We start from the raw sequence: 21299 nt of genomic DNA on the forward strand, positions 1-21299 counted from the left end.
CAGCATTGTTTTGTGACTATTAAACATAAGTTAACGCACGAAGTATCTTAACAAATCTCCAAGGAGATAGTTTGTGAATTCTAATTCCCTTTGGATAACAGGACCAACCCGCAGCGGTAAGACAACTCGTTTGATCAAACAGTTTTGTCGTTGGGTATTGAGTGAAGCTAGCACTAAAGAATTTTATTATACGAAAAATCAAGGGCGAAAAAATAGCGAGAATATGCCAAGACGGCTATATATTCATCAAACAGAACCAGGGGTCTTAGTTTTGGCTGCCAATAACGAAAACCGTCAGTATTTAGCAGATAAAATTGTCACAGCAACACAGGGAAAATATCCAGCACGTTGCAAGACGCCCTTAGGCTTTATTCAGGATGAAGTGATTTTATTTTGGCCTTTGCTTATTGAATTATTGAAGTTAAAGGCACAATTTCCAGTACGGCTGCGTCCAGAAACTGAGCAGGAACTAGCAACTAAACTTTGGCGTTCCCAATTGGATAAAGGAACGTTACGTCGGGCGGGAGAGAATGAATACCGCTTGGTACGTCGCATCTTGGATTTACTACAATTAGGAGCTTATAGTGGTGTAACTGGTGAAACATTTGACGATGTTTTGCTAAGTGCCATGACTGAGGAAGAAAATGGTACAAACTTACAACCCGAACTCGTAGCATCTTTGCTACGAAATTGGCGAAACTGGTGTTTGGAGAGAGGATTTCTCTCGTATGGCATTATGACCGAAGTCTACGGTCAATACCTCTTACCAAATCCAATTTATCAGCAACAGCTTACCAAACGCTATCAAGCGGTGCTAGCTGATGACATACAAGATTACCCTGCTTTATCGCGTCACCTGTTTGAGTTGCTTCTTGATAGCGGTGCAGTGGGAGCATTTAGTTACAATTATGATAGTGTGGTGCGGTTGGGACTCGGAGCTGACCCCAACTACTTGGAAGGATTGAAGCTACGTTGTCAGCAAGAAACTTTGACTCAGCCTTTGTTTCAAGATTCTGTAGAGAGCTTAGTCACACCGATGCTGGAACTCATGACAGAGCAGATGATTCCTTTAAGCTTACCAGAGGCAGTGCAATCGATTCAAACGACCTCCCGCGCCCAATTGTTGCGGCAAACCGCAGAGGTGATTGTTAAAGCTGTTAAACAGGAGAATATACAGCCAAATGAAATAGCAGTCATTGCACCAGGTTTGGATGCGATCGCCCGTTACACCCTGACAGAAATCCTCACTAAGCAAAATATCCCAGTACAAGCCCTCAACGACCAACGTCCCTTAATTAGTTCGCCTCTGGTCAGAGGACTGCTGACGGTCCTTGCTTTAGTTTATCCCGGCTTAGGACGCTTAGTTGATCGAGATGCTGTGGCAGAAATGTTGGTTGTGTTAAGTAAAGGAGTTGTTGGTGCAGGGGAACAAAGCAATTCAAAATCGCGTAGCGTTGCAAGCATTGCGACGCAATCTCAAGATGGACTGCGTCCCGCTGCGCTAACAAAATTAGAAATCTCTTCCTCATTTTCCTATATTGACCCTGTTCGAGCTGGTTTGATAGCAGACTACTGCTTTGTACCCCATCCAGAGCAACCCAAATTACTACCCATCACAGCGTTTGACCGTTGGGATAGACTGGGTTACGTAGCTACCAGGGCTTACAGTAAAATATCAGAGTGGATAGAAACGCAAAGAACCCAGCAGGAAATGCGCTTAATTCCTAGTCCTATTTCTCTTTTAGACAGAACAATTCAGCGTTTTTTGTGGAATGGCACTCATCTCACCTATGATCAATTGGCAGCACTGCGGGAACTACTGGAAACAGCCCAGCACTACTGGGAAATTGATACCAGATTGCACAGAACTTTCTCTGCTTCCCTCTCAGTAACGGAGGGTACGGGAAGAGAGGCTACTCCACCTCACTCGACGATAGCAGAGTTTATACAACTGCTGCGGCGTGGCACGATTACCGCCAACCCGTACCCGATTCGTCCTATAGGACCTCAATCAAACTCTGTCACATTGGCTACTATCTTTCAATATCGTTCTAACAGAACATTTCATCGGTGGCAGTTCTGGCTGGATGCTGGTTCGCCTTTGTGGGCAAAAGGTGGTGCAGCAACTTTATTCGGTGCATCATTCTTCCTTCAAGAAAGGCTGGGTACACCTTGGACAGTCGAAGATGAAAAAATAGCACAAGAACAAAGACTGCGAAGAATTTTGGCAGATTTACTTGCTCGTGTGTCTGAAAAAGTCTATCTATGTCATAGCGATTTAGCTGTGAATGGGCAAGATCAACAAGGTCCGTTGTTACCTTTAGTACATGCTTCTGTAGCAGTTGTTTCTGAGCAGACTGGAGTTTAGACTAGTTCTCAGTTGAAGCTATCCAAATGAAAAAGGAAACCATGAATGTATTCCTCTGTCCATTCTTCGCCGTAGAAGCGCCTGAACATTCCCCGTGCGGGGTCTTTCTCGGCCCTATACTGTAGATAGCGCAATTGTGCCTGCTTAATAGCAGCTAAGGCTTGAGGATCCATCACGGCTTCTGCCTGTTCTACAAAATTCAGGTATGCTTTGAGGTAGTCTTTAAACGCTTCAAACACGTGGGTTTCTACAGCAGTCGTTTCCTTGGGACGAGTCCACAAAAATGCTTTTGAGAAGAAAGGACGGGCTTCTTCCGGAAAGTCTCCACCCCACGGTAAGTGTTGCTGATAGGCTTCAAAGATGGGCAGAATTGGTGCGGTGTACTTTGCCTGATAGTCAGGATCATCTCGGAACAACGGTTGCATATCCAAGGCAATCAGGTGTCCTCCTGGCAATGTTACCAAGTCAGCCCCAAAGAATGGCAGATCGTAGTTGCATTGAGGAAAAATGACGAAATTGAGAACCTGGAGGGATTGACCACCTTGTACATGTGCTGCCCGAATCTGTCGAAGTTTTGCTGTACAAAAGCCGTGACTCGTCGTCACAACTTCTTCCTGATTCTTGCCTTTACCCATTATCGCACTTTTGTATTCAAACCCTTCAGGGATGGGATAGGGCATGAGTTCTAATCGCGATTGCAAATAGGCGATCGCATAATCTAAAAACGGTTGATAAAGAGTCATCTGAAAATCAAGTGAACAGTAATCAACTCAACAGTAATCAGTTATTTTCTGGTCTTTTATGAAATAAATTGATCACTGATAACTGGTAACGTAACTGAATAAAGCTTTTACTACTTTTTGGCAGTTGCGGCTAATGGAACTGCATCTTCAAACAAAAACTCGTAGAGGAAGCGTTCTGCCCACTCATGACCGAAGTAACTACTAAATAAACCTGATGCTGGATCGCGATCAGCACTGTATTGATCGTAGTCTTTTTGTGCTTTTACAATTCGCGCAATGTCTTCTGGATCTTGTAGAGGTTCTGCCTCATCAAGCATTTGCCAGTACAAATTCAAGTAGTCCTTAAACGCTGCAAATAAACGGGTTGCAACAGTTTCAGCATCTGTCTTGGCGAACAGCAGGTACTTAGAGAAATACTGATTGGCATCATAAAACTTCATCTCCAAATTTTGTGCCAAATCTGGATATTCAGCGTGTAGCGATTTCAGTGGTTCAATGTACTTGCACTGATATGCTTCATCTTGGAACAGAGGCTGAAAGTCAAGCACAACCAAATTTTTGACTTTGCCAAAGGAGAGAAAGTCTACGCCTAGCAAGGGTAAATCGTAATGATAGCTAGGATAAATAACACTGTTGAGAATTTGGGCGCTTTCGCCCGCATCTATGTAAGTGTAGCGAATTTTGCGTAACTCTGGGCACTCATAGCACCAGCTTTGAATGGTTGCTGGGTTTCTGCCGCGATCGCTGACCTTCAACTCTAACCCAGGAGGAATTGCCCGATTTTGTAAATCGAATCTGTTAAACAGTTCATTTTCAAGATGTTTTACAAAGGGCTTGTACATTGAGATTAATCCATATTTGTAAGACTTCCTCGACAATAGAGGATTATGAGAGCCATTGTCACATTTATTAAGGAAGACGCAATAATTTGTGACGTTCTCCCAACACTGACCCTAACGGGTACGGTGTGGGCTTCTCAAGATCGCTCTTGATCAATTTCCTGCTTCATTGGTCGTTACTCCAGATGCCCTAAGTCCGAAAACATACAGCAACATCCACGCTCTGATACCTCCACAGGCAGATTATAGACTCCTGACGCCCCACGGAGTCTGTGTACAAGAAGCAAAAGCTTTGTACAACCTAACCAAATTAGTTTTACACACCAATGGCTTCATGCATTCATGCAATCCTTCTTGGTGCAACCCCATACCAATTGTCATGGTTCTGTACCGTTCCCAGAGTTTGCACTGTTCACCTACAAAGTAGTTCGTTTGTGTCAATCTGGTCAGTGGGAGCGCTGATCTTATAATTGTAGCATAATGAGGCTACGAATATGGCAAGGGACAAAATATTTCGAGTTCGACTAACTCAACAAGAATGGGACAAATTGGAGAATGCTGCTCAAAGAAAAGGGATTTCCTCAGCCGAATTGATAAGAGACTACATCAAGCGATTACCAAGTCCGGAGAGAGAGGACTCTAGTTCCTAAGAGGAACCGCTAGCCCCTAAGGGGGCGCTGCGCAAACGCTTCAGCCACACCACTCCCTTAATGACCTTTGGTCATTGCCGGTCGGGGGTGCCTTCCTCGCCCCCCACCGCCTCTCCCGGCGCGCTCACGGAGTACCGTTATAGCGCGGGACGAGGGCGCGATTTAGTTAAAAGATGAGCATAGAAAAGTGCCGTCACTTTCTTCTCACCCTAATGTCCTGATGCCCTTGCCAAATTCTGCTGAATCAGTTGCTCTAACATTGCTTCTGATACGCAACGGCGTTCTGAACAATAGGTCATCATATATACACCATTCATCGTCCGCACGGTGCTAACACGCACACGAAAGTTATCGGTAATGAACCAACACCGTTCTTGTCCTTGGTTGATATCATATTCTGTGTCAATTGTCAAAATACCATCTTTACCAAACCAGTACCGACTGACGACGGGCATTTTTTCCACGTAGCCGCGATCGCGAATGAGTTTTCCAGACAACAGACTTTCATCATCAGGTACATCAACGAGCACTGCCGCTTGCTCTGGGTTGGGTTCGCGATTATCCTGGTTTTCCTGCCACATAAAACTGCCTCCCCCCATTGCTCTAGTAGGATCAATTCCTTGTTGCTCACAAATCGTTTTCACTCTTACATCCTCTGGTTCAACGACTTGAACAATCAAATTTGACTCCCCAGACTGATCCGCCGCCAGGTCAAAATGGTGGACTGTTCGTTGGGTAAACCACGTACCTTGACTCTTACGAAAGAAGTCCATCATAGTCATGGGTGGAATCAGGCGCATTTCTAACCTCAACAGCGGCAAAAGTGTAAAGGAATATAACAAGAATTTATCTGATGTCCCACATTGTACACTGTTGAAGTATCAATCAATAGAATCAACAATAGTCTAAATTTTGAGTAGCACCAAATGGAGGTCAATGGAGTGGATAATTCTGTAACAACAACTCAGAGTCAGCGCATCAATCCTCCCATACTCCCCAACCTTCCACCAAATCTTTTGACAGCCCTCAAAGCCGGAGAGGCTCTCAATCATGAAGATTTGTATCACTGCGACCTCAGAGGACTCGATTTGCAACGAGCAAACCTACGCCAAGCAAATTTGATTGCAGCCAATCTCAGTGGGGCAATACTCTGTGAAGCAGATTTGCGTGGTGCGGATCTGCGTAAGGCTGACTTGCAGGGTGCTGATTTAACGAATGCTAATTTGCAAGGAGCTTTTTTGCACCGGGCATATCTTCAGAGAGCAAATTTGAGCGGAGCGAATTTGGAAGGAGCAAAGCTACAAGCGGCTCGATATGACCAACAGACGATTTGGGCAGAAGGATTTGCTTTCCGTACTTCTGGTGCAATTGGTCCTTGTGCCAATCTGAGTGGTGCTCATCTTAACACAGCCAATTTGAGAGATGCTGACTTACAGGGTGCAAATTTACTAGGAGCATACCTTTGTGGTGCAGACTTAACCGGAGCAAATTTACAGAATGCACGCCTCAGTGGTGCGGATTTACGATTAGCGTATTTGACCGGAGCTTACTTACGGAATGTGCGGCTGAATAATGTCGATTTACAAGGGGCAGATTTGCGAGGTGCTGATTTTACTGGTGTGGAAATCGAGTACCTTCAAAGTATTGCAGGGGCAGATTTTACTCTTGTTCAGGGACTGAGTGAAGCGATAAGAGCTATGTTACTAAGTCGTCCTGCTTCAGAATTAGACGCTTGGAATTCCTTTACTCGCAAAACAACACGTCAAAGTTTAGTTGAATGCATTCAATAAAAATATAGAACAACCAGTTAGTGACTTCTATGAATTCAACCACTTATGCTCTTATTGCAATCAGCTTAGGAGCAATTCCCGGTGCTCTAAGTCGCTATTACCTCACTCTATTTTTTGGGCGTTGGTTCGGGACAGCATTTCCTTATGGAACCTTCTTTATCAATATCACTGGAGCTTTTTTGATAGGCTTTTTTACCACCTTGACATCAAAACTCACAATTTTCCCTCAGCTAAATCTGCTAGTAGCAGTTGGCTTTTTGGGTTCATACACCACTTTTTCCACTTATGCCTTAGAGACATCCAATTTGTTACGAATTCCAGACTATAAAACTGCAATTTTTTATTGGTTTTGTAGTCCACTTTTAGGACTTCTTAGTATTGAATTAGGTATTTTTTTAGCAAAAATATTTTAGTTTTCAGACTCTAGGGTACAAATTTGTTGTAAATTAATCAAAGGCGATGGAGCTCGCCGTAACCGCCTTTTCATGTTACGTATTAATGCAAAGGCTGATGGCTCCTACTTTTCCGACTTGCTACGGAAGGGTAGGGCTGTATGCTTTGAACTTCCTGCTTGCAAGTCACGCTTGCCCATTGGTTATTCTCAAGCTGCGTGATGTTAGAAAGCTTTCTTTGGATTTTACTTGTGGGCTTTTTTGTTGGACAAATTGCCCGACAGCTAAAATCCCCTGCATTAGTAGGCATGATTTTAGTTGGAATTTTACTGGGTCCGCAAGTCGCTGACGTCATTAGCCCTAATGTACTTGCAGCATCTGATGCTTTGCGAAAGATAGCTGTGATGGTAATTTTGACGAAGGCAGGGTTAGGGTTAGACCGAGAAAAACTGGTACAACAGGGAACAGTCGCACTACGATTAGGTTTTCTACCTGCTGCATTTGAAGCTGTTGCGATCGCCCTCGCGGCTATGTGGATTTTAAAATTCGACTTTCCGACAGGGCTGTTGTTGGGTTGTATCATTGGGGCAGAGTCACCAGCTGTCATTGTTCCAGGAATGCTGCGACTAAAAAGCTTGGGCTGGGGAATTGCTAAAGGGATTCCCGATGCTATCCTCACAGGAAGCGCCCTATCAGATGTGTTACTACTGCTAGTGTTTAGCTTGTTGCTGAACTTCTTGGCACAAAAAGCAGCAGAGGTGACATTACCTTTTGGCTTAACCCTGAGTGCGTTTCAACTTCTTCCCTTTCAGATTATTTGCCAGATTGTTCTGGGAGTTATGCTGGGTTGGCTGACAGCACAAATTTTGGTTTTTCTACTGGCGAGGCAGAACTGGACTCAAAACGCGGTGCAAGACACGTTAGTTGCGGCGAGTTTTGCGTTGTTGCTTGTGGTTGTAGCAGAGAAGTTCCCCTATTTCTCTGGCTATCTAGCAGTTATGGCGATCGGATTTTTCTTGATTTCATTCGATGCTCCTTTAGCAAGGCGTTTGCGTCATGGCTTCGACAGTCTGTGGATTATAGCAGAAATTGTTTTGTTTGTGTTGCTAGGCGCAAGTATTCAATTGCAAGTGCTGGAAAAAACTCTGCTTTCAGGGTTGTTGATTCTGGCGATTGGCACGCTGATGGGACGCGCTTTAGGATGGTACTTGTCTACACTGGGGAGTAACTGGAACTGGGGGGAACGGCTATTTTTGCTACCAGGAAACTCTGCAAAAGCGACTGTTCAAGCTGCAATTGGAGCGATTCCCTTAGCACAGGGGATTCAGGGTGGAGAGACAATTTTGGCGATCGCTGCATTATCTATCCTGGTAACTGCACCCATAGGAGCCTGGGCAATTCCTACCTTTGCACCAAAACTGCTAGAACGGGGTGAAGTTGACCCAACCAAGGTGGCGATCGCCCGTCGCATTGTCCTGTTAGCCGCTGTTGATACCTCCCCCCTCGCTACTCAAGTGTTGACTAAAGCCGCCGATCTTGCGCGTCGTAGCGATAGCGAGGTTATTGTGTTGCACGTCATTCGCACAACCGATCCGCAGGGCTTAGAGCATCTGCGCTCAAAAGTTCAGCGACTCCTAGCAGACATCCGCCATAAATTTATCACCACCACAGGCTCAGTCCCGGAGGAAATTGTCCGTTTTGCTCAGGACTATCGAGTTGCTGAAATTGTCATGGGAAAACGAGGTCATCAACCTTGGAATCAGGTTCTGGTGGGTTCTGTCTCCCAAGCAGTACTGGAATCTAGCCCAATTCCCGTCATTTTAGTGGAAGATGACCGATTGCCAGTTCTACCCCACTAACAATTTACCTTTTTTGCTATGCTAAAAAACCCTGCGATTCGCACCCCTGTTGCTATCAGTCTTGGCGCAATTGCCGGAGCACTCTCGCGATATTACCTTGGTTTATGGTTCAATCAGCTTTTCGGTACTGAGTTCCCATACAGTACCCTCATCATTAATGTTAGTGGTTGTTTGATCATGGGTTTGTTTACCACACTAGCACTACGACAATTGATAACAATTCATCCTGATATTCGGCTGCTAGTCACTACAGGTTTTTTAGGATCTTATACCACGTTCTCAACTTATGAGTTAGATACAAGTAAGTTGCTGGAACAACGCAGTATAGAAATTGATTTACTCTACTGGTTCGGCAGTGCCTTATTAGGACTGTTTTGCCTCCAGTTAGGGATTACTGTGGCTGAATTTATCTGTATCAAAAAAGATCCATGACTCATCAAACTTTTTTAAAATTTCATAGAATCAGAACAAAATTATCTGAAACTAAAAGGTCTTGGAAAGGTGTGATCAAAATACGATACGCTGAATCAACAGATATTGAGTTTATCTTATGTCAGGAAGCCAGAAATGAGTTCAAAGACTTTATCATTCGTTGGAGTCGAGATGAACACAATCAAAATTTCAACAATTCTGATAAGCGTTACTTCATTATTGAAGATGAAGTAGACAAAGCAAGTGGATATGCAATTTTTTCAGGTTTAAAATCACTAAACAATAGTATTGAATTAACTCGAATTATTATTGCTCAACCAGGACTAGGATACGGCAAAAAAGCATTGCAAATCCTGATGAAGAAAGTTTTTGAAGAGTATAGTGCTCATCGTTTTTGGTTAGATGTTTTTGAACACAACCAACGTGCTAGACACGTTTATCAGTCAGTGGGTTTCCAAGAGGAAGGAATCTTGAGAGAGGCGGTGAAGCAAGAAGACAAGTATTCTTCGTTAGTCATTATGTCGATACTTGAAAATGAATATTTCAAAAGCCATCATCTACGAGAACAACTGAGGTGTTTGCAAGATGATTCTCAGTTAGAGTCAGCATATAAAGAAGTAGTAATCGCTCTTGAATCTGTTCAACTTAATCCCGAAACTATGTTTAAACTGCATAGTCTGGGGTTAATCAAAATTATTCGCAATGCTTGCGTTGCTAGTTGTGACTTATACCGTCAGTACTTCTCGGCACGATTGGGGTAAGATATGGTTGAGGAATATATTAACGAATATACCTTTTCTGGCGGTTTACGCGGAAATGCTAGCACATATGTAACAAGAGAAGCTGATAACGAATTATTTGACGCACTTCAAAAAGGAAAGTTTTGTTATGTGCTGAGTTCTAGGCAAAGCGGAAAATCAAGCTTGCGAGTCAGAACAATGAGCCGACTTTCAGAAGCAGGCGTAGAGTGTGCGTCTATTGATTTATCTGTCATCGATATTCAGAGTGCTACACAAGAAAAGTGGTACGCAGATTTGATTGTTAAGCTGATTGATAGCTTTGATCTGGATGTCAATTTCAAGGAGTGGTGGTCAGAAAACCAGTTAAACTCATCTTTGTTACGATTTGGGAATTTTTTAGAAAAGAAGCTACTTGCAGAAATTAAAGAAAACATCGTTATTTTTATTGATGAAATTGATAGTGTTCTCAGTCTTAAGTTTCCTACAGATGATTTTTTTGCCTTTATCCGTGCTTGTCACAATCTGCGTCCTGATAATCCCGAATATAATCGCCTCAGCTTTTGCTTGTTGGGAGTCGCATCACCCAGCAATTTAATTGAAGATAAACAACGCACACCGTTTAATATTGGTAAAGCTATCTCTTTGAGTGGGTTTCGATTGCATGAAGTTGAACCGTTAGAAAAAGGTTTGCAGGGGAAATTTAGTCAGCCTCAAGCAGTCATGAAGGAAATTTTATACTGGACGGGAGGACAACCGTTTCTGACGCAAAAGCTGTGTCAGTTTATGGTTGAGGAGTCTGTTCAAGACAATCCTCGTTCTGTTGAACAGGTAGTGAAATCTCGTATCATTGAAAATTGGGAATCTCAAGATGAACCAGAGCATTTACGAACAATTCGAGCAAGAATTTTGCGGGATGAACAACGGGCAGGGTATTTGCTGGAACTGTATCAACAAGTACGGCTAACTGAAGAAGAATCTCAGATAAGTGCAGATGATACTTTAGAGCAAAGTGAGTTACAACTTTCAGGATTAGTTGTTAGGCAACACAACAAGTTAAGAGTTTATAATCCCATTTATCAAGAGATTTTTGACGCCAACTGGATTGAAAACCAATTAAAAAATCTGCGTCCTTACTCTGAAAGTTTTAGGTTTTGGTTGGCTTCTGGGGGTAAAGATGAATCGCGCCTGTTGCGGGGAAAAGCATTACAGGATGCTTTGGAATGGTCAAAAGATAAAAGTCTGAACTATCAAGATACAGAGTTTTTAGCAGCTAGTCAAGCAAAGGAACGAAAAGAAGAAATAACTGCATTAGAAAAAGAAGCTGCATTGGAACGAGAGAGAAAAGATAGGGAAGCAGTAGAAAAAAGGAATTTGGTATTAAGTGAGGCAAATCAGCAGGCTAAAAAGCGAATTCACAATGGAACTTTTGTTTTAATTTTGACTGTATTGGGAGCAGTAATTTCAGTGACAATGGCTGTAAAGGAAGTTAAAGAAGCGCAAAAAAAACTTCAAGAAACATACACATATGTTGCCTATCCCAAACAGCTAATAGAATTGAAGGAAAAACTATCACGTTCAGGTAAGGATTTCAGCGAAGAACCTATTGAAATCAACATCGAAAAAGTCAAAGACTCTCAACTTGAACAGGTTTACCTCCATGCTTCTAAATCTTTAGCTTATCAATATCTTGATGATTGGAAATCAGCAGAAGAATCCATCAAACAAAGTATGAATTTTTTAAAGGGATGGGATTACAATAATGAGAAAAGAGAGAAGAGAGAATCAAACAGTGAATTCAAGCAGATAAATATATTCGCCAAGATAGTACAAGGCAATCTACTCAGAAAAACAAATCAGACTCAATCAGCAATAAAAGCTTACCAAGAAGTTTTTGACTTACTTGAATTAAAGAAAAGCCAACCTAACCCAATTAATTCAAAAACTAAGATTATCACTTTCAACACTATAAAATCAGTACACTTTGAATTAATTGATTTGCTCACTAAATATCGATTTCCTCAAAACAATGACTTGTTGAGTAAGGTTAGAGAATCTTTAAAAAACTATTATGACGCTGAACTTGATAATCTACTGAAAAATAATAAGTGGGAAGCAGCTGACAAGCTAACATATAAGCTCATGCTCTATATTGCTCAAAGAGAAGAAGAAACACATTTCGATTATGACAGCATTAATAGTTTTTCTTGTCCAGACCTGCAAACAATAGACCGTCTTTGGGTCACCAATTCACACAAACGTTTTGGCTTTAGTGTGCAAAAGAAAATATGGAAAATGACTGGGAACAGTTCTATTCAGTTTGCCAAGGCAGTTGGATGGTATAATGATGTGAAAACTTACTCTGTTCTTAATGAGCTTATAAGAAAGAACCCAGATCTTATCGGATCGTACCCTGTGTTTTTTGGTTCGGTTCGGGGATTTAATAGCACGGACTGGTTTGGGAATGTTGTGAAGGGAGCGGAAAGTGGTACCGGACCAGGGTTGTTAGGGAGTGTTTTTGCGGAAGAGGGTGTGTTGATTGGGGATAAGTTTGAGTTTTATAAGAAGGAGAATAGGGGCCAGCTAGGACCACTACTTTTCTCGCGTTGCGACTCTTTTCTTCTCGCGTTGCGACTTGAACTGTAACATATAAGCGTTTCCGAATTTTGTAAAGATTTATTACAACGCCCCTTTCCATGATAGAATCAGCATTCCACAAATCCAATACCTGGCACAGGCGGTTGATAGCAGTTCGCTCGAATAAATTTTTCTGCTACCTCTCGCACTTCCGTAGATTCTGTGACTCTTTGCTTGTCCCAAGGTAAACTCATCTGTCCCGGAGACTTCTTTGCTTTGTTCTAACTTTTTAATAGTGAAGGTAAAAAGCTACTGCCCCAGTAGTTTCGTTTTTCAGGTTTCGCCTGCGGTCGATATTTTTGGCAGAACCGTCGATATTTGGCAGCACATTCTGATAGTCAAGAACGTTACCGGGATACCTTATCCTACTCGCTCACAATTGTCGCATAACCTCACCCCGGTTTTGTCTTGCGCCAAAACCGCCCCTCTCCTTGGTAAGGAGAGGGGACGTGATAGCGCAGCGTGGCGTTAGCCATAGCGTAGCTTTACGGGGGTGAGGTCAAACCAACGTGGAATCAAGGCTTGAACGTTAAGTTGACACCAATGGGCTAGCCTTTGCCCCTACTGTATGCGTGCGTGTATTTTATGCAAGTGAGAATCGCTATATGTTCATTCCTACAAAAATAGCGAAGGAGCAGTGAAGCTCCAACAAATCAGAGGAAAAGCTTCACTACTCCTATACATTTGGTGGTTTTGCATCAGAATCCTTCTTTATTAACTATGAAGGATTAGAAGCGGTAACCAACCCCAGCTTGCAAACTGAGGGCGTCAGAATTACTACCCTCATAGGCGTCAATACCCCACTTAGCATCACCATAAATAACGGTGTTTTTCGCAACTTCTGATTCAGCACCAAGAGTCAATACAGGTGCATTCTTATTTCCCAACTGGCTTGCTTGTCCTTCATCAGTGAGGAAAGAGTAACCACCGCCGATGTAAACGTTAGTGTTTTTAGCGATAGGTGCATCGTATGTTAATATTGGCATGATAGCTGTTGAATCACCACCAAATAGAACAGAACCCCGAACTGAAACAGGCGCGTTAGGAACAGCAACTCGTCCTTGAACATTTCCACCTAATAAAGCCGCGTCATTTTGTCGTCCGCCATTGGTTACGCCAGCAGAAACACCAGCACCAATGTAGCTACCCTTCATACCGAGTGTTGCAGCTTCTTGAGTTGGAACGTCTTGAGCTGAAGCAATACCAGCGCTAAGAACAACAGAAGCAACAGCAATTGTAGAGGCTAATAACTTTGTAAATTTCATAGGTTTCTTTTACTAGAGTTCAATACAATCAATTCTTTCTAGTACTAGAATCTCTTTTTTTACAAAAATGAACCTCACACATTTAGGCTATCCAAGTGGGTGAAATTGTTTCACCCAACTAGATGAGCCTACGCTCACATATTTTAGGTATAATTAACAAGAACTCAGTCAAGCGAAAGACTGAGTAAGAATTTCAGTCCATTTCAATGGACTTGGGCTATGAGCCAAGAAATTAATTTCTTGGCGGACGAGAATTATGGTGCAAGATCTCAGATTAGCTACTTCGAGAGCATTGGTTCAAAAATCAAATATGTTCCCCCCAATCCTTCTACAATTGTGCGCGTATTAGCAACCATCATTTTTTGATAAGTGTCCCCTTCAGTTCCTGGCGCACCTAAGCTATTAGCAAACAGCTTCCTTTGCGACACTTTCGTTTTTGTATTTTTAGTAATTTCTTTAACAGAATTAGAGCTATTTGTTGTTTCAGCAAAAATCGTAAGAATCCTAGATTGTTTAATGTATCTAGCTAGTGCTTGTATTTGTGTTGCATTGGGTTTTTCTTTATCAACAAAACCTTCTAAAACAGGTGTATAAGAAAGACCGTAAGCTTTGGCATAGTAACCCATAACATCCTGGTTTATCACTAATTCGCGTTGTTTGGCAGGAAGACTAGCAATTCTTGACTGAATCCAAGCATCTAATTTTGTGAGTTCATTTTTAACTTTTTGCGCGTTGCTGCGATAAAGAGGTGCATTTTCTGGTATTGCTTGACTAAGGTTGTTGCTAATAACGTCTACCATCTTGATACCATTTTTAGCATTGTGCCAAATATAAGGATCTGGTAATGTATTGTCTTGTCCTCTAAACTCTAACGGTTGAGGAACAGCACGTTGAGCAACTGCAATTTTGGATGCACTATTTTGACTCGCCTTCATTAACTTGAGTAAACGAGGTTCTAAATTGTACCCACTGAAAAGAATTAATTTAGCTTGCTGGATGGCTTCTTGGTCTTCTGGTTTCGGTTGATATAAGTATGGGTTTGTATCAGGAGGAATTAAGCAAGTGAGATTAATTGTCTCCTCAGCAATTTGCTTGCTTAAGTCACATAATATACTTGTTGTTGCTACGACTTTAGGAAGATTAGCATTCAGTTCATCAGAGTTAAGAGTGGTTGTAGATGAAGTGTTTGCTAGAATACCTAAATTCTGACATCCAAATAACCCAATGGTAAGAGCGATGAGAGGAGTACGTAAAAATCGTAAAAATTGTAACTTGTCTGACATACAAAATTCTGTGAGCACAAACACAATAATAATGGCGTATCTTGCTTTTAGGGGTTATCTTCGCCGGCTATATTGTGCTGTTTTAGATAATTATAAAAAAATTTTCACCAAGTGAAACCCTCGCCATCTGAATCCTGACATATTTTAGTCTTTGAAAGACAACTTCCCAGAGCTTCTTTTGTCCAGAACAGATTGGAAACCTGAGGATAGTTTTACCGTCTTTTCTCTTGACTGGCAAAGAAAATCCTCAGAACTGTTTTGGCAAAGTTACTCCGGTAATCTTGCAAACATCTGTTCAACTAACTCCTTCGCCTTAGTATCCAAGTTTTGCCAGTCTACATCACCTTTTTCATCGATTAAACTCGTATCAATCTCAACTGTCTCATCTCCTAATATGTAATTATGAAAACAAACTTGATAACACAGTTCCCATAAATCGATGCTGATTTTTTGCTCTTGACGCTGTAAACACAAATGATATCCTGGATGGGGTGTTGGCAGTCGAGAGAGTGTTTTTCTGATTTCCAAACCCTGCTCCGGTGTTGTGGCTTCCAGATCTTGTAGCAGCTTGGTCACTATTGCTTTCGTTTCATCAGTAGTACCACTAGGCCAAATCAGAACATCTTGATAAGTTCCCGTCCAGGAAGATACATCAAGCAGCTTGCGAATATTATCGACAACGCGAATGAAAGCAGGTTGCATAAGGAGTTCTGCCTGCTGCCATGCTACTGAGTTAAGAATTTTAGGTGGCATTAGAATTCACAAAGGCTATTGAAAGAAAAATTAACAATGTGTATTTATAAAAAAACTGTGTTTTACATCTAAATCTTTTCTCAAGATAGCGGATTTCCTTGAAAAATATTTGGAGATATTTATTACCCTCTCTAAAATTGGGTGTTATCACTGGGGAGTGAATATGATAGGCAAACTACTGGATCATCGTTACCAAGTTATTAGAGTTCTCGCGACAGGAGGGTTTGGTGAAACTTACATCGCCCAAGATACAAAACGACCAGGCAAACCCATTTGCGTTGTCAAGCACCTTAAGCCTGCTAATTCTGAAGCTAAAATGTTTGACACTGCCAAGCGTTTGTTTCAGAGTGAAGCCGAAACCTTAGAAGAATTGGGCAGTCATGACCAAATTCCTCGGCTTTTGGCTTACTTTGACGATAATCAAGAATTTTACTTAGTACAAGAATTTGTTGAAGGGCATCCCCTAGGTGAGGAATTGCTTCCTAATCAGCGCTGGAATGAGAGTCAAGTCATTCAATTGCTGCTGGAAATCCTGGACATTCTGAAATTTGTCCACGGACAAGGAGTCATTCACCGCGATATCAAGCCAGATAACATTATCCGCCGCGCCTCGGATCAAAAACTCGTTCTTGTGGATTTTGGAGCTGTCAAACAATTGCGAGTGTCTGCTGGATACCCTTCGCGGTCACACATGTTTACGGTGGCGAATCATCCTTCTGCGACTGTAGCAATTGGGACTCCTGGTTATATGCCCACGGAACAAGGTCAAGGCAAACCTCGTCCCAACAGTGATATGTATGCTCTCGGAATCATCGCGATTCAAGCGCTCACAGGAGTTGCGCCAATAGATTTTCAAGAAGATCCTTACACAGGAGAAATTCTCTGGCAGCATTTAGTTCCTGTAAGCGATGCTCTAGCAGCCGTTTTAAGCAAGATGGTGCGTTATCATTTTAAAGACCGCTTCCAAAGCGCATCAGAAGCACTACAAGCATTACAGCCACTTTGCTCAAGCGATATATCTACATCTAGAGAATATATAAATACTGTCAGCTACCAACCAATAAAGTCTTCATCTGCTTTATCTCCACAGTCTCGACAAAAAACCATCGCCGTAGCCCCAGCAAATCATGTCGCCCAACCGATAGAAGCAGGCGCAGTTAAATCTCTCTCTAGAGGTTCTAGCAGACCAGATTTATTACAGCTGATCATTATAGGAGTTTTAGTTGGTGGCGCTGCTGCTGTTACCCCAACAGTGGTTAAGAACGTTCAAGGTTTTGCTTCTAATTTTACGATAAATGATAATGACGCAACCTCAGCACAAAACTGTTTAGCTGTTGTTAAGGAAAATTCTAATATCCGTTCTGAGCCACGCTCTATCAATGATAATTCTATTGTACAAACTCTGAGTAAAGATACTAAGTTTGAAGTGACAGGCAAGCGAACAAAACGCGGTTGGGTAGAGATTAAACTTGACCCTACACAAACAGCTTGGGCAAACTCAGAAATTGTCAAAAACAACGAACAATGGGTTTCTTGTCTACGAGATCAGGGTACAGCAATCAAAATCGTTGATGATAATGACGTTATTGCTGCTCACTCTGTATCCAAGCCAACATCAATACCTGAAACTCCTTCGCCAACTTCCTTGTCACAGGAGTCAGAACAATCGGAAATATCAAAAACTTTATCAGCCGATAAATCAACACCTGCAACCCCAAATAAAGGCGGTTCCAAGGTTGTGCAACAAGCAAAAAAGAAGTATGAATCAGGAGATTTACAGGGTGCGATCGCGCTGTTAAAAACTATCACAGCAAATCCCACTGCTGTCAAAGAAACAACAGAAATGATATCCCAATGGCAGCAAGATTGGTCTAAGGCGGAATCTTTGTTTAAAGACCTTGACACAGCCTTGGCTGACGGACAATGGGATAAAGTGCTAGCTTATAAAGACCATCCAGAAAAACTACCCAATATTGAGTACTGGCGAAACAAAGTAGAGCCATTATTTAAACAAGCTGCCGACAATTTAGCAAAACAACAGCTTCCTCAATTAGGCAATTCTGGAAACCAAAATAGATCCAAACTGGAACATCAAAATTCCACTGAGGATGATGAACTTGACACGACAGATGATTTCGATAATACCGACAGTTTGGAACTACAGGAAACTCTGGAAAGTGACTTGTAAAAAAAGCGATCAAGAAACCCTAATTTGTGGCTGATAGTTTTTGGTTAGTAGTTAGTCAAAACTAATCACTGACTACTAACATTTAACAATTAGCAATAAATCTATCTGTAAATTCATAATTTCAATACCGGGTGTCAGCTATTTTTTCGTTTCAGAAGAAATACTCTGTCGCTCTAAAACAGTATTAAAAAAGTAAACTCGGTCACAATATTGGCTTGGATTACTACAAATAGCCTCTATAGCAACGTTGCTGGCATTACTAACATCAAGTGTTAAAGAAGCTTGCTGTGTAGGAGAAACAGTACGTGTTTCTACTTGATTACCATCTAAATAAACTTTCACCTCAACACCTGGACTTTTTGTATCATTGTCGCGCATTCCAAAACCCAGATTAAGAGTTTGAAACCCAGGTCTAGAACTTTTTTCTGGCTTAATGTTACAAGTGATAGAGGCAGACCGGTTACCAGGTCCAAGGTAAAAGCTGCTAGTATAAACTGCTCTGCCTATAGACACATCAAGGTTTTGTGGATTCACATTGCCAAGTCCACTGTTAACACATTTAGCATTTAATAGGGAGACAGGACGCTGAGGTCGTTGTGCCTGAACTGTTTTTTCTCCAAAGGAGAATAAGGAAGATAACAGTAAAGTACTGGTGAGTACCGAACTGATAAGCTGAATTGTTTGCATTGTGATTTGATAAAGTGGTTTCAAGCTATAAACAAAAACAAAACAAAATTAATAATAGTTCAAAAAAGCATGGACATTCATGTGATGCTATGGCAGTCTTGATAAGATTTTATGCATAAACTATCACCTCAATACCCACAAGTTTGACTTTGTCATCTACAGCACTTTTCATTGACATAGACTACACACAACATAGTTAGAGCACAACAATGGCTGTGCCCCACGTGTATCCTGCTCAATTAAAAAGTGCTGTACATCAATGTCTATAAACAAAGTGAAGTTTTACAATTGTTGTTCATAGGTTGCATTCCCAAAATTTAGCGCTACATTTGCCTTCAAAAAGGAATGTTCTATGACAGCAAACATCACCTTGATAACTCCCAAAGATAAGAACGCTGCAATGAAAATTGTTTTCAAGGCTATATATTGCTAGTCACTCTTGCTTTCATCTGATCAGCACAAACTTACAAGCTAATCAATAGCTTATAGTGTTAATGGCTATAGTAGTTTAGAACTCAGCGTGTACTATTAACCACTGAGACTTTTAATATGTATCGTCGTATTCTGGTGTTTCAACTCGTCTTTCTGTACGAGATGGGAGAAACTCGGGGCGACGTATAGGAGCCAGTGGCGGAGTTGAACCATTATAGGGATGAATAACCTGTACAGTGCGGGTAGAACGTTCTTTTGGCGAGAACAAAGACAAGACACCAGCTACCACAACACCACCACCTACCGTGAGAGTCATCCCTCCTACCGCCCAAACAATCGGAGAAGACCACCAGCGATTTTGAGACTGCTGCTGCAACTGCGCTGCATTTTGGTTCTGCTGATTTAATTGGACTTGGTAGTTATAAACTTGTTGGAGTTGGGATTGGAGTTGTTGGGCTTGATTTTTGAGACCGTTGTTTTCGTTCTTGAGTCCCTCATTTTCCATCTTCAGTCGCTCCATCTGTACACGCATTTCTTCGTTGTTTGGATTGACTGGTGCGGGATTAGGATATGGTTGCCCAGGATAAGTCGCTGTTGGTGGCATAACTGTTGAAGGTGCTACAACAGTTGCTGGTAGTTGTGAGCCAACTGTGTAGTTTGGCAGGGGATTTCCTCCTGTACCCTTCAGTAACAGAAGAGCTGCTAGCCCGGCGACGGCGACTCCGCCGATAAATGCCATGCTCTCACTCATCGCCTTTTCCTCTAAGCTGCAACGAAACGTCAATTCTTGCTATTCGATACTCTCTCACACTCATCATAAAATTTAAGCCCTACTTGTTACCCTACTTATAGATCATACTCAAACCACCAATCGCGGCACAGAATCGTTTTTTACCTCCAGACCGGCAAATATCTGCTTTATATATTCAAAACGATATCGGTTAAATTGTCTACCAAACAAGGTGAGAAAACTTCTTCATTAAACTTTTTTAATCTATATTTAATCTATCTGCCTTCACTGATTAGGTTTCACTGCTTAAGCATATATTAAATTGTGGTCATCGCAGCTTTGAGACTGTAACAAAATTCGGATAGATCAGCCGGATTAGTCTTTTGCTAGTACATAACCAAGTCTGAACTCTGTTCAGGCTGCTGTTATTGGTCATTAGTCTTTTATCATTTGTCGTGAAAGTTCACAACAAAGGACAAAAGACCAACGATAAATTTACACCTGCGATTGTTCTTGTTGCTCTATTTCGGCCTGAATTTTTGCGAGTTCTTCGGGAGTGAGTTCTTCCAAGCGCTTCTGCAAATAAGCTTCTTCGTACTGTTCCCGTTGTTTGTGGTAGGTCATTTTTTTTCCCACCGCACGGAAAGTATAGGTTAGCAACCAGGCAATTAACCCAACAAATAAGAAGACTTGGCTCCAAACACCAGCTTCCAAGCTATCTATGCCTAATAGTCGCAGTGAGGCATATGCCAAGCCGCCTGCAACAAAAACACCAAAGCCAATTCCGATAGCATCAATGCGTCGCATGAGAGTTATGACCTACCAATTTCGCTAAACTTCAATTTGTCGTCGTCGGGGTCGTAAGTTTACAAACGGCGACAGGAGCAATAAACCTGGAAAGAAGAAGAATACCAAAAAGTACATAAAGGCACGTTCCAGAGAGCTAGCCACATACCACCGTAGGTTTAAGTAAAACACAATAGCTGCTGGTATGACCAAAAGATAAGCTCCAGCCAAAATCAAATACAGTAGCGCTACAACCATAATTTCTTGGTTCTCAGTAGAAAAGACCTGTTGGTGCATCTGTTTTCCATGATAGGCTGAATGCCTGGCCTGTTGGAAGCATTGTTCTTCTCGTAAACTCGTAGAAATAAAGATAAAAAAATTTGCTCTTTTTTTTTATGTTTTCTGCTTTATTTTCCAAATGTGATGCTATAATAAACAATCAGTGCTGTCAAAGACATCACTGAAATCCTTGAGAAAGCATCTGTAAAGATGCAAAATTAAAACGTCAGGCGCAAAAGGAAAACCTAAAAGCCTAGTTTTGCTCAAGAATCTCTGTTTTTCCAGATTATAGAGTGCAAAATTGGACAAAAAATGCATTTGATGCTGGAATAGATCAGGAGGTTGTTTGATACCTCCACAAAACAAGTGACTCCCAAACTTATCAGGGGGGTGTGGCGGAATGGTAGACGCTGCGGACTTAGATAACTGAGCCTTGATGGAGAAATCCA

Annotated in this window: 19 protein-coding genes and 1 riboswitch; of the genes, 8 read left to right on the forward strand and 11 right to left on the reverse strand. The window is 41.8% G+C overall.

Annotation, left to right across the window (positions count from 1 at the left end):
- Positions 1–73: 73 nt before the first annotated feature.
- Positions 74–2368 (forward strand): recombinase family protein, encoded by a 2295-nt coding sequence (locus DP117_RS09550; protein WP_169218073.1) that lies wholly within the window; start codon positions 74–76, stop codon positions 2366–2368.
- Positions 2369–2376: 8 nt separating this feature from the next.
- Here DP117_RS09550 and DP117_RS09555 read toward each other — a convergent pair whose 3' ends face one another.
- The 3 genes from DP117_RS09555 to DP117_RS09565 form a co-directional block, all read right to left on the reverse strand.
- On the reverse strand, positions 2377–3111 hold the full coding sequence (locus DP117_RS09555) for a phycoerythrobilin:ferredoxin oxidoreductase (RefSeq protein WP_169218074.1): 735 nt from the start codon (positions 3109–3111) through the stop codon (positions 2377–2379).
- A 110-nt stretch (positions 3112–3221) separates the two neighbouring features.
- Positions 3222–3953: a 15,16-dihydrobiliverdin:ferredoxin oxidoreductase gene (locus tag DP117_RS09560; RefSeq protein WP_169218075.1), complete on the reverse strand. Its 732-nt coding sequence runs from the start codon at positions 3951–3953 to the stop codon at positions 3222–3224.
- An 856-nt stretch (positions 3954–4809) separates the two neighbouring features.
- Entirely contained in the window at positions 4810–5400 is a 591-nt protein-coding gene (locus tag DP117_RS09565; protein ID WP_169218076.1) for a phycobiliprotein lyase, read from the reverse strand.
- Between the two features lie 126 nt (positions 5401–5526).
- On the opposite strand from DP117_RS09565, the gene DP117_RS09570 reads away from it, so the two are divergent.
- From DP117_RS09570 to DP117_RS09595, 6 genes are all read left to right on the forward strand, one after another.
- On the forward strand, positions 5527–6390 hold the full coding sequence (locus DP117_RS09570; RefSeq protein WP_169218077.1) for a pentapeptide repeat-containing protein: 864 nt from the start codon (positions 5527–5529) through the stop codon (positions 6388–6390).
- A 29-nt stretch (positions 6391–6419) separates the two neighbouring features.
- Positions 6420–6803, forward strand: coding sequence for a fluoride efflux transporter CrcB (gene crcB, locus DP117_RS09575; RefSeq protein ID WP_169218078.1), 384 nt, complete (start codon positions 6420–6422; stop codon positions 6801–6803).
- 33 nt (positions 6804–6836) lie between these two features.
- A riboswitch (Fluoride riboswitch) is annotated at positions 6837–6917 on the forward strand.
- 86 nt (positions 6918–7003) lie between these two features.
- Positions 7004–8641: a cation:proton antiporter gene (locus tag DP117_RS09580; RefSeq protein ID WP_169218079.1), complete on the forward strand. Its 1638-nt coding sequence runs from the start codon at positions 7004–7006 to the stop codon at positions 8639–8641.
- 18 nt (positions 8642–8659) lie between these two features.
- A complete protein-coding gene (crcB, locus tag DP117_RS09585) occupies positions 8660–9073 on the forward strand; it encodes a fluoride efflux transporter CrcB (protein ID WP_169218080.1) in 414 nt (137 codons plus the stop codon).
- A gap of 71 nt (positions 9074–9144) precedes the next feature.
- Complete coding sequence (locus DP117_RS09590) at positions 9145–9834, forward strand: GNAT family N-acetyltransferase (protein ID WP_339381129.1); 690 nt, start codon at positions 9145–9147, stop codon at positions 9832–9834.
- Between the two features lie 3 nt (positions 9835–9837).
- Complete coding sequence (locus DP117_RS09595) at positions 9838–12456, forward strand: AAA-like domain-containing protein (RefSeq protein WP_169218082.1); 2619 nt, start codon at positions 9838–9840, stop codon at positions 12454–12456.
- Between the two features lie 59 nt (positions 12457–12515).
- On the opposite strand, the gene DP117_RS36920 is transcribed toward DP117_RS09595, so the two are convergent.
- The 4 genes from DP117_RS36920 to DP117_RS09615 all read right to left on the reverse strand — a co-directional run bounded on the left by DP117_RS36920 (position 12516) and on the right by DP117_RS09615 (position 15748).
- Entirely contained in the window at positions 12516–12641 is a 126-nt protein-coding gene (locus DP117_RS36920) for a hypothetical protein (protein WP_282440267.1), read from the reverse strand.
- A gap of 534 nt (positions 12642–13175) precedes the next feature.
- The gene (locus tag DP117_RS09605; protein ID WP_169218083.1) at positions 13176–13712 is read right to left on the reverse strand and encodes an outer membrane beta-barrel protein; all 537 of its coding nucleotides are present in this window, start codon (positions 13710–13712) and stop codon (positions 13176–13178) included.
- A 278-nt stretch (positions 13713–13990) separates the two neighbouring features.
- Positions 13991–14995, reverse strand: a complete 1005-nt coding sequence (locus DP117_RS09610) for a zinc ABC transporter substrate-binding protein (RefSeq protein ID WP_169218084.1) — start codon at positions 14993–14995, stop codon at positions 13991–13993.
- A 267-nt stretch (positions 14996–15262) separates the two neighbouring features.
- Positions 15263–15748, reverse strand: coding sequence for a hypothetical protein (locus DP117_RS09615; RefSeq protein WP_169218085.1), 486 nt, complete (start codon positions 15746–15748; stop codon positions 15263–15265).
- 163 nt (positions 15749–15911) lie between these two features.
- Here DP117_RS09615 and DP117_RS09620 point away from each other — a divergent pair, with 163 nt between their 5' ends.
- The gene (locus tag DP117_RS09620; protein ID WP_169218086.1) at positions 15912–17936 is read left to right on the forward strand and encodes a serine/threonine protein kinase; all 2025 of its coding nucleotides are present in this window, start codon (positions 15912–15914) and stop codon (positions 17934–17936) included.
- Positions 17937–18074: 138 nt separating this feature from the next.
- Here the strand turns inward: DP117_RS09620 and DP117_RS09625 are convergent, their stop codons facing one another.
- The 4 genes from DP117_RS09625 to ndhL form a co-directional block, all read right to left on the reverse strand.
- Positions 18075–18623: a hypothetical protein gene (locus DP117_RS09625; RefSeq protein ID WP_169218087.1), complete on the reverse strand. Its 549-nt coding sequence runs from the start codon at positions 18621–18623 to the stop codon at positions 18075–18077.
- Positions 18624–19167: 544 nt separating this feature from the next.
- Complete coding sequence (locus tag DP117_RS09630; protein WP_169218088.1) at positions 19168–19806, reverse strand: heterocyst differentiation related protein; 639 nt, start codon at positions 19804–19806, stop codon at positions 19168–19170.
- 474 nt (positions 19807–20280) lie between these two features.
- Positions 20281–20592: a DUF3007 family protein gene (locus DP117_RS09635; protein WP_169218089.1), complete on the reverse strand. Its 312-nt coding sequence runs from the start codon at positions 20590–20592 to the stop codon at positions 20281–20283.
- Positions 20593–20616: 24 nt separating this feature from the next.
- Positions 20617–20868, reverse strand: coding sequence for an NAD(P)H-quinone oxidoreductase subunit L (ndhL, locus tag DP117_RS09640; protein WP_169218090.1), 252 nt, complete (start codon positions 20866–20868; stop codon positions 20617–20619).
- Positions 20869–21299 lie beyond the last annotated feature (431 nt).

The sequence above is a fragment of the Brasilonema sp. UFV-L1 genome, assembly GCF_012912105.1.
Lineage (GTDB): Bacteria > Cyanobacteriota > Cyanobacteriia > Cyanobacteriales > Nostocaceae > Brasilonema.

Excerpts from the sequence above, each read along its gene's own strand:
- ndhL (WP_169218090.1), bottom strand. The coding sequence starts at position 20,868 with ATGCACCAACAGGTCTTTTCTACTGAGAACCAAGAAATTATGGTTGTA.
- DP117_RS09555 (WP_169218074.1), bottom strand. The coding sequence starts at position 3,111 with ATGACTCTTTATCAACCGTTTTTAGATTATGCGATCGCCTATTTGCAA.
- crcB (WP_169218078.1), top strand. The coding sequence starts at position 6,420 with ATGAATTCAACCACTTATGCTCTTATTGCAATCAGCTTAGGAGCAATT.
- DP117_RS09615 (WP_169218085.1), bottom strand. The coding sequence starts at position 15,748 with ATGCCACCTAAAATTCTTAACTCAGTAGCATGGCAGCAGGCAGAACTC.
- DP117_RS09630 (WP_169218088.1), bottom strand. The coding sequence starts at position 19,806 with ATGAGTGAGAGCATGGCATTTATCGGCGGAGTCGCCGTCGCCGGGCTA.
- DP117_RS09580 (WP_169218079.1), top strand. The coding sequence starts at position 7,004 with ATGTTAGAAAGCTTTCTTTGGATTTTACTTGTGGGCTTTTTTGTTGGA.
- DP117_RS09595 (WP_169218082.1), top strand. The coding sequence starts at position 9,838 with ATGGTTGAGGAATATATTAACGAATATACCTTTTCTGGCGGTTTACGC.
- DP117_RS09565 (WP_169218076.1), bottom strand. The coding sequence starts at position 5,400 with ATGCGCCTGATTCCACCCATGACTATGATGGACTTCTTTCGTAAGAGT.
- DP117_RS09570 (WP_169218077.1), top strand. The coding sequence starts at position 5,527 with ATGGAGGTCAATGGAGTGGATAATTCTGTAACAACAACTCAGAGTCAG.
- crcB (WP_169218080.1), top strand. The coding sequence starts at position 8,660 with ATGCTAAAAAACCCTGCGATTCGCACCCCTGTTGCTATCAGTCTTGGC.
- DP117_RS09620 (WP_169218086.1), top strand. The coding sequence starts at position 15,912 with ATGATAGGCAAACTACTGGATCATCGTTACCAAGTTATTAGAGTTCTC.
- DP117_RS09635 (WP_169218089.1), bottom strand. The coding sequence starts at position 20,592 with ATGCGACGCATTGATGCTATCGGAATTGGCTTTGGTGTTTTTGTTGCA.
- DP117_RS36920 (WP_282440267.1), bottom strand. The coding sequence starts at position 12,641 with ATGAGTTTACCTTGGGACAAGCAAAGAGTCACAGAATCTACGGAAGTG.
- DP117_RS09610 (WP_169218084.1), bottom strand. The coding sequence starts at position 14,995 with ATGTCAGACAAGTTACAATTTTTACGATTTTTACGTACTCCTCTCATC.
- DP117_RS09625 (WP_169218087.1), bottom strand. The coding sequence starts at position 18,623 with ATGCAAACAATTCAGCTTATCAGTTCGGTACTCACCAGTACTTTACTG.
- DP117_RS09560 (WP_169218075.1), bottom strand. The coding sequence starts at position 3,953 with ATGTACAAGCCCTTTGTAAAACATCTTGAAAATGAACTGTTTAACAGA.
- DP117_RS09605 (WP_169218083.1), bottom strand. The coding sequence starts at position 13,712 with ATGAAATTTACAAAGTTATTAGCCTCTACAATTGCTGTTGCTTCTGTT.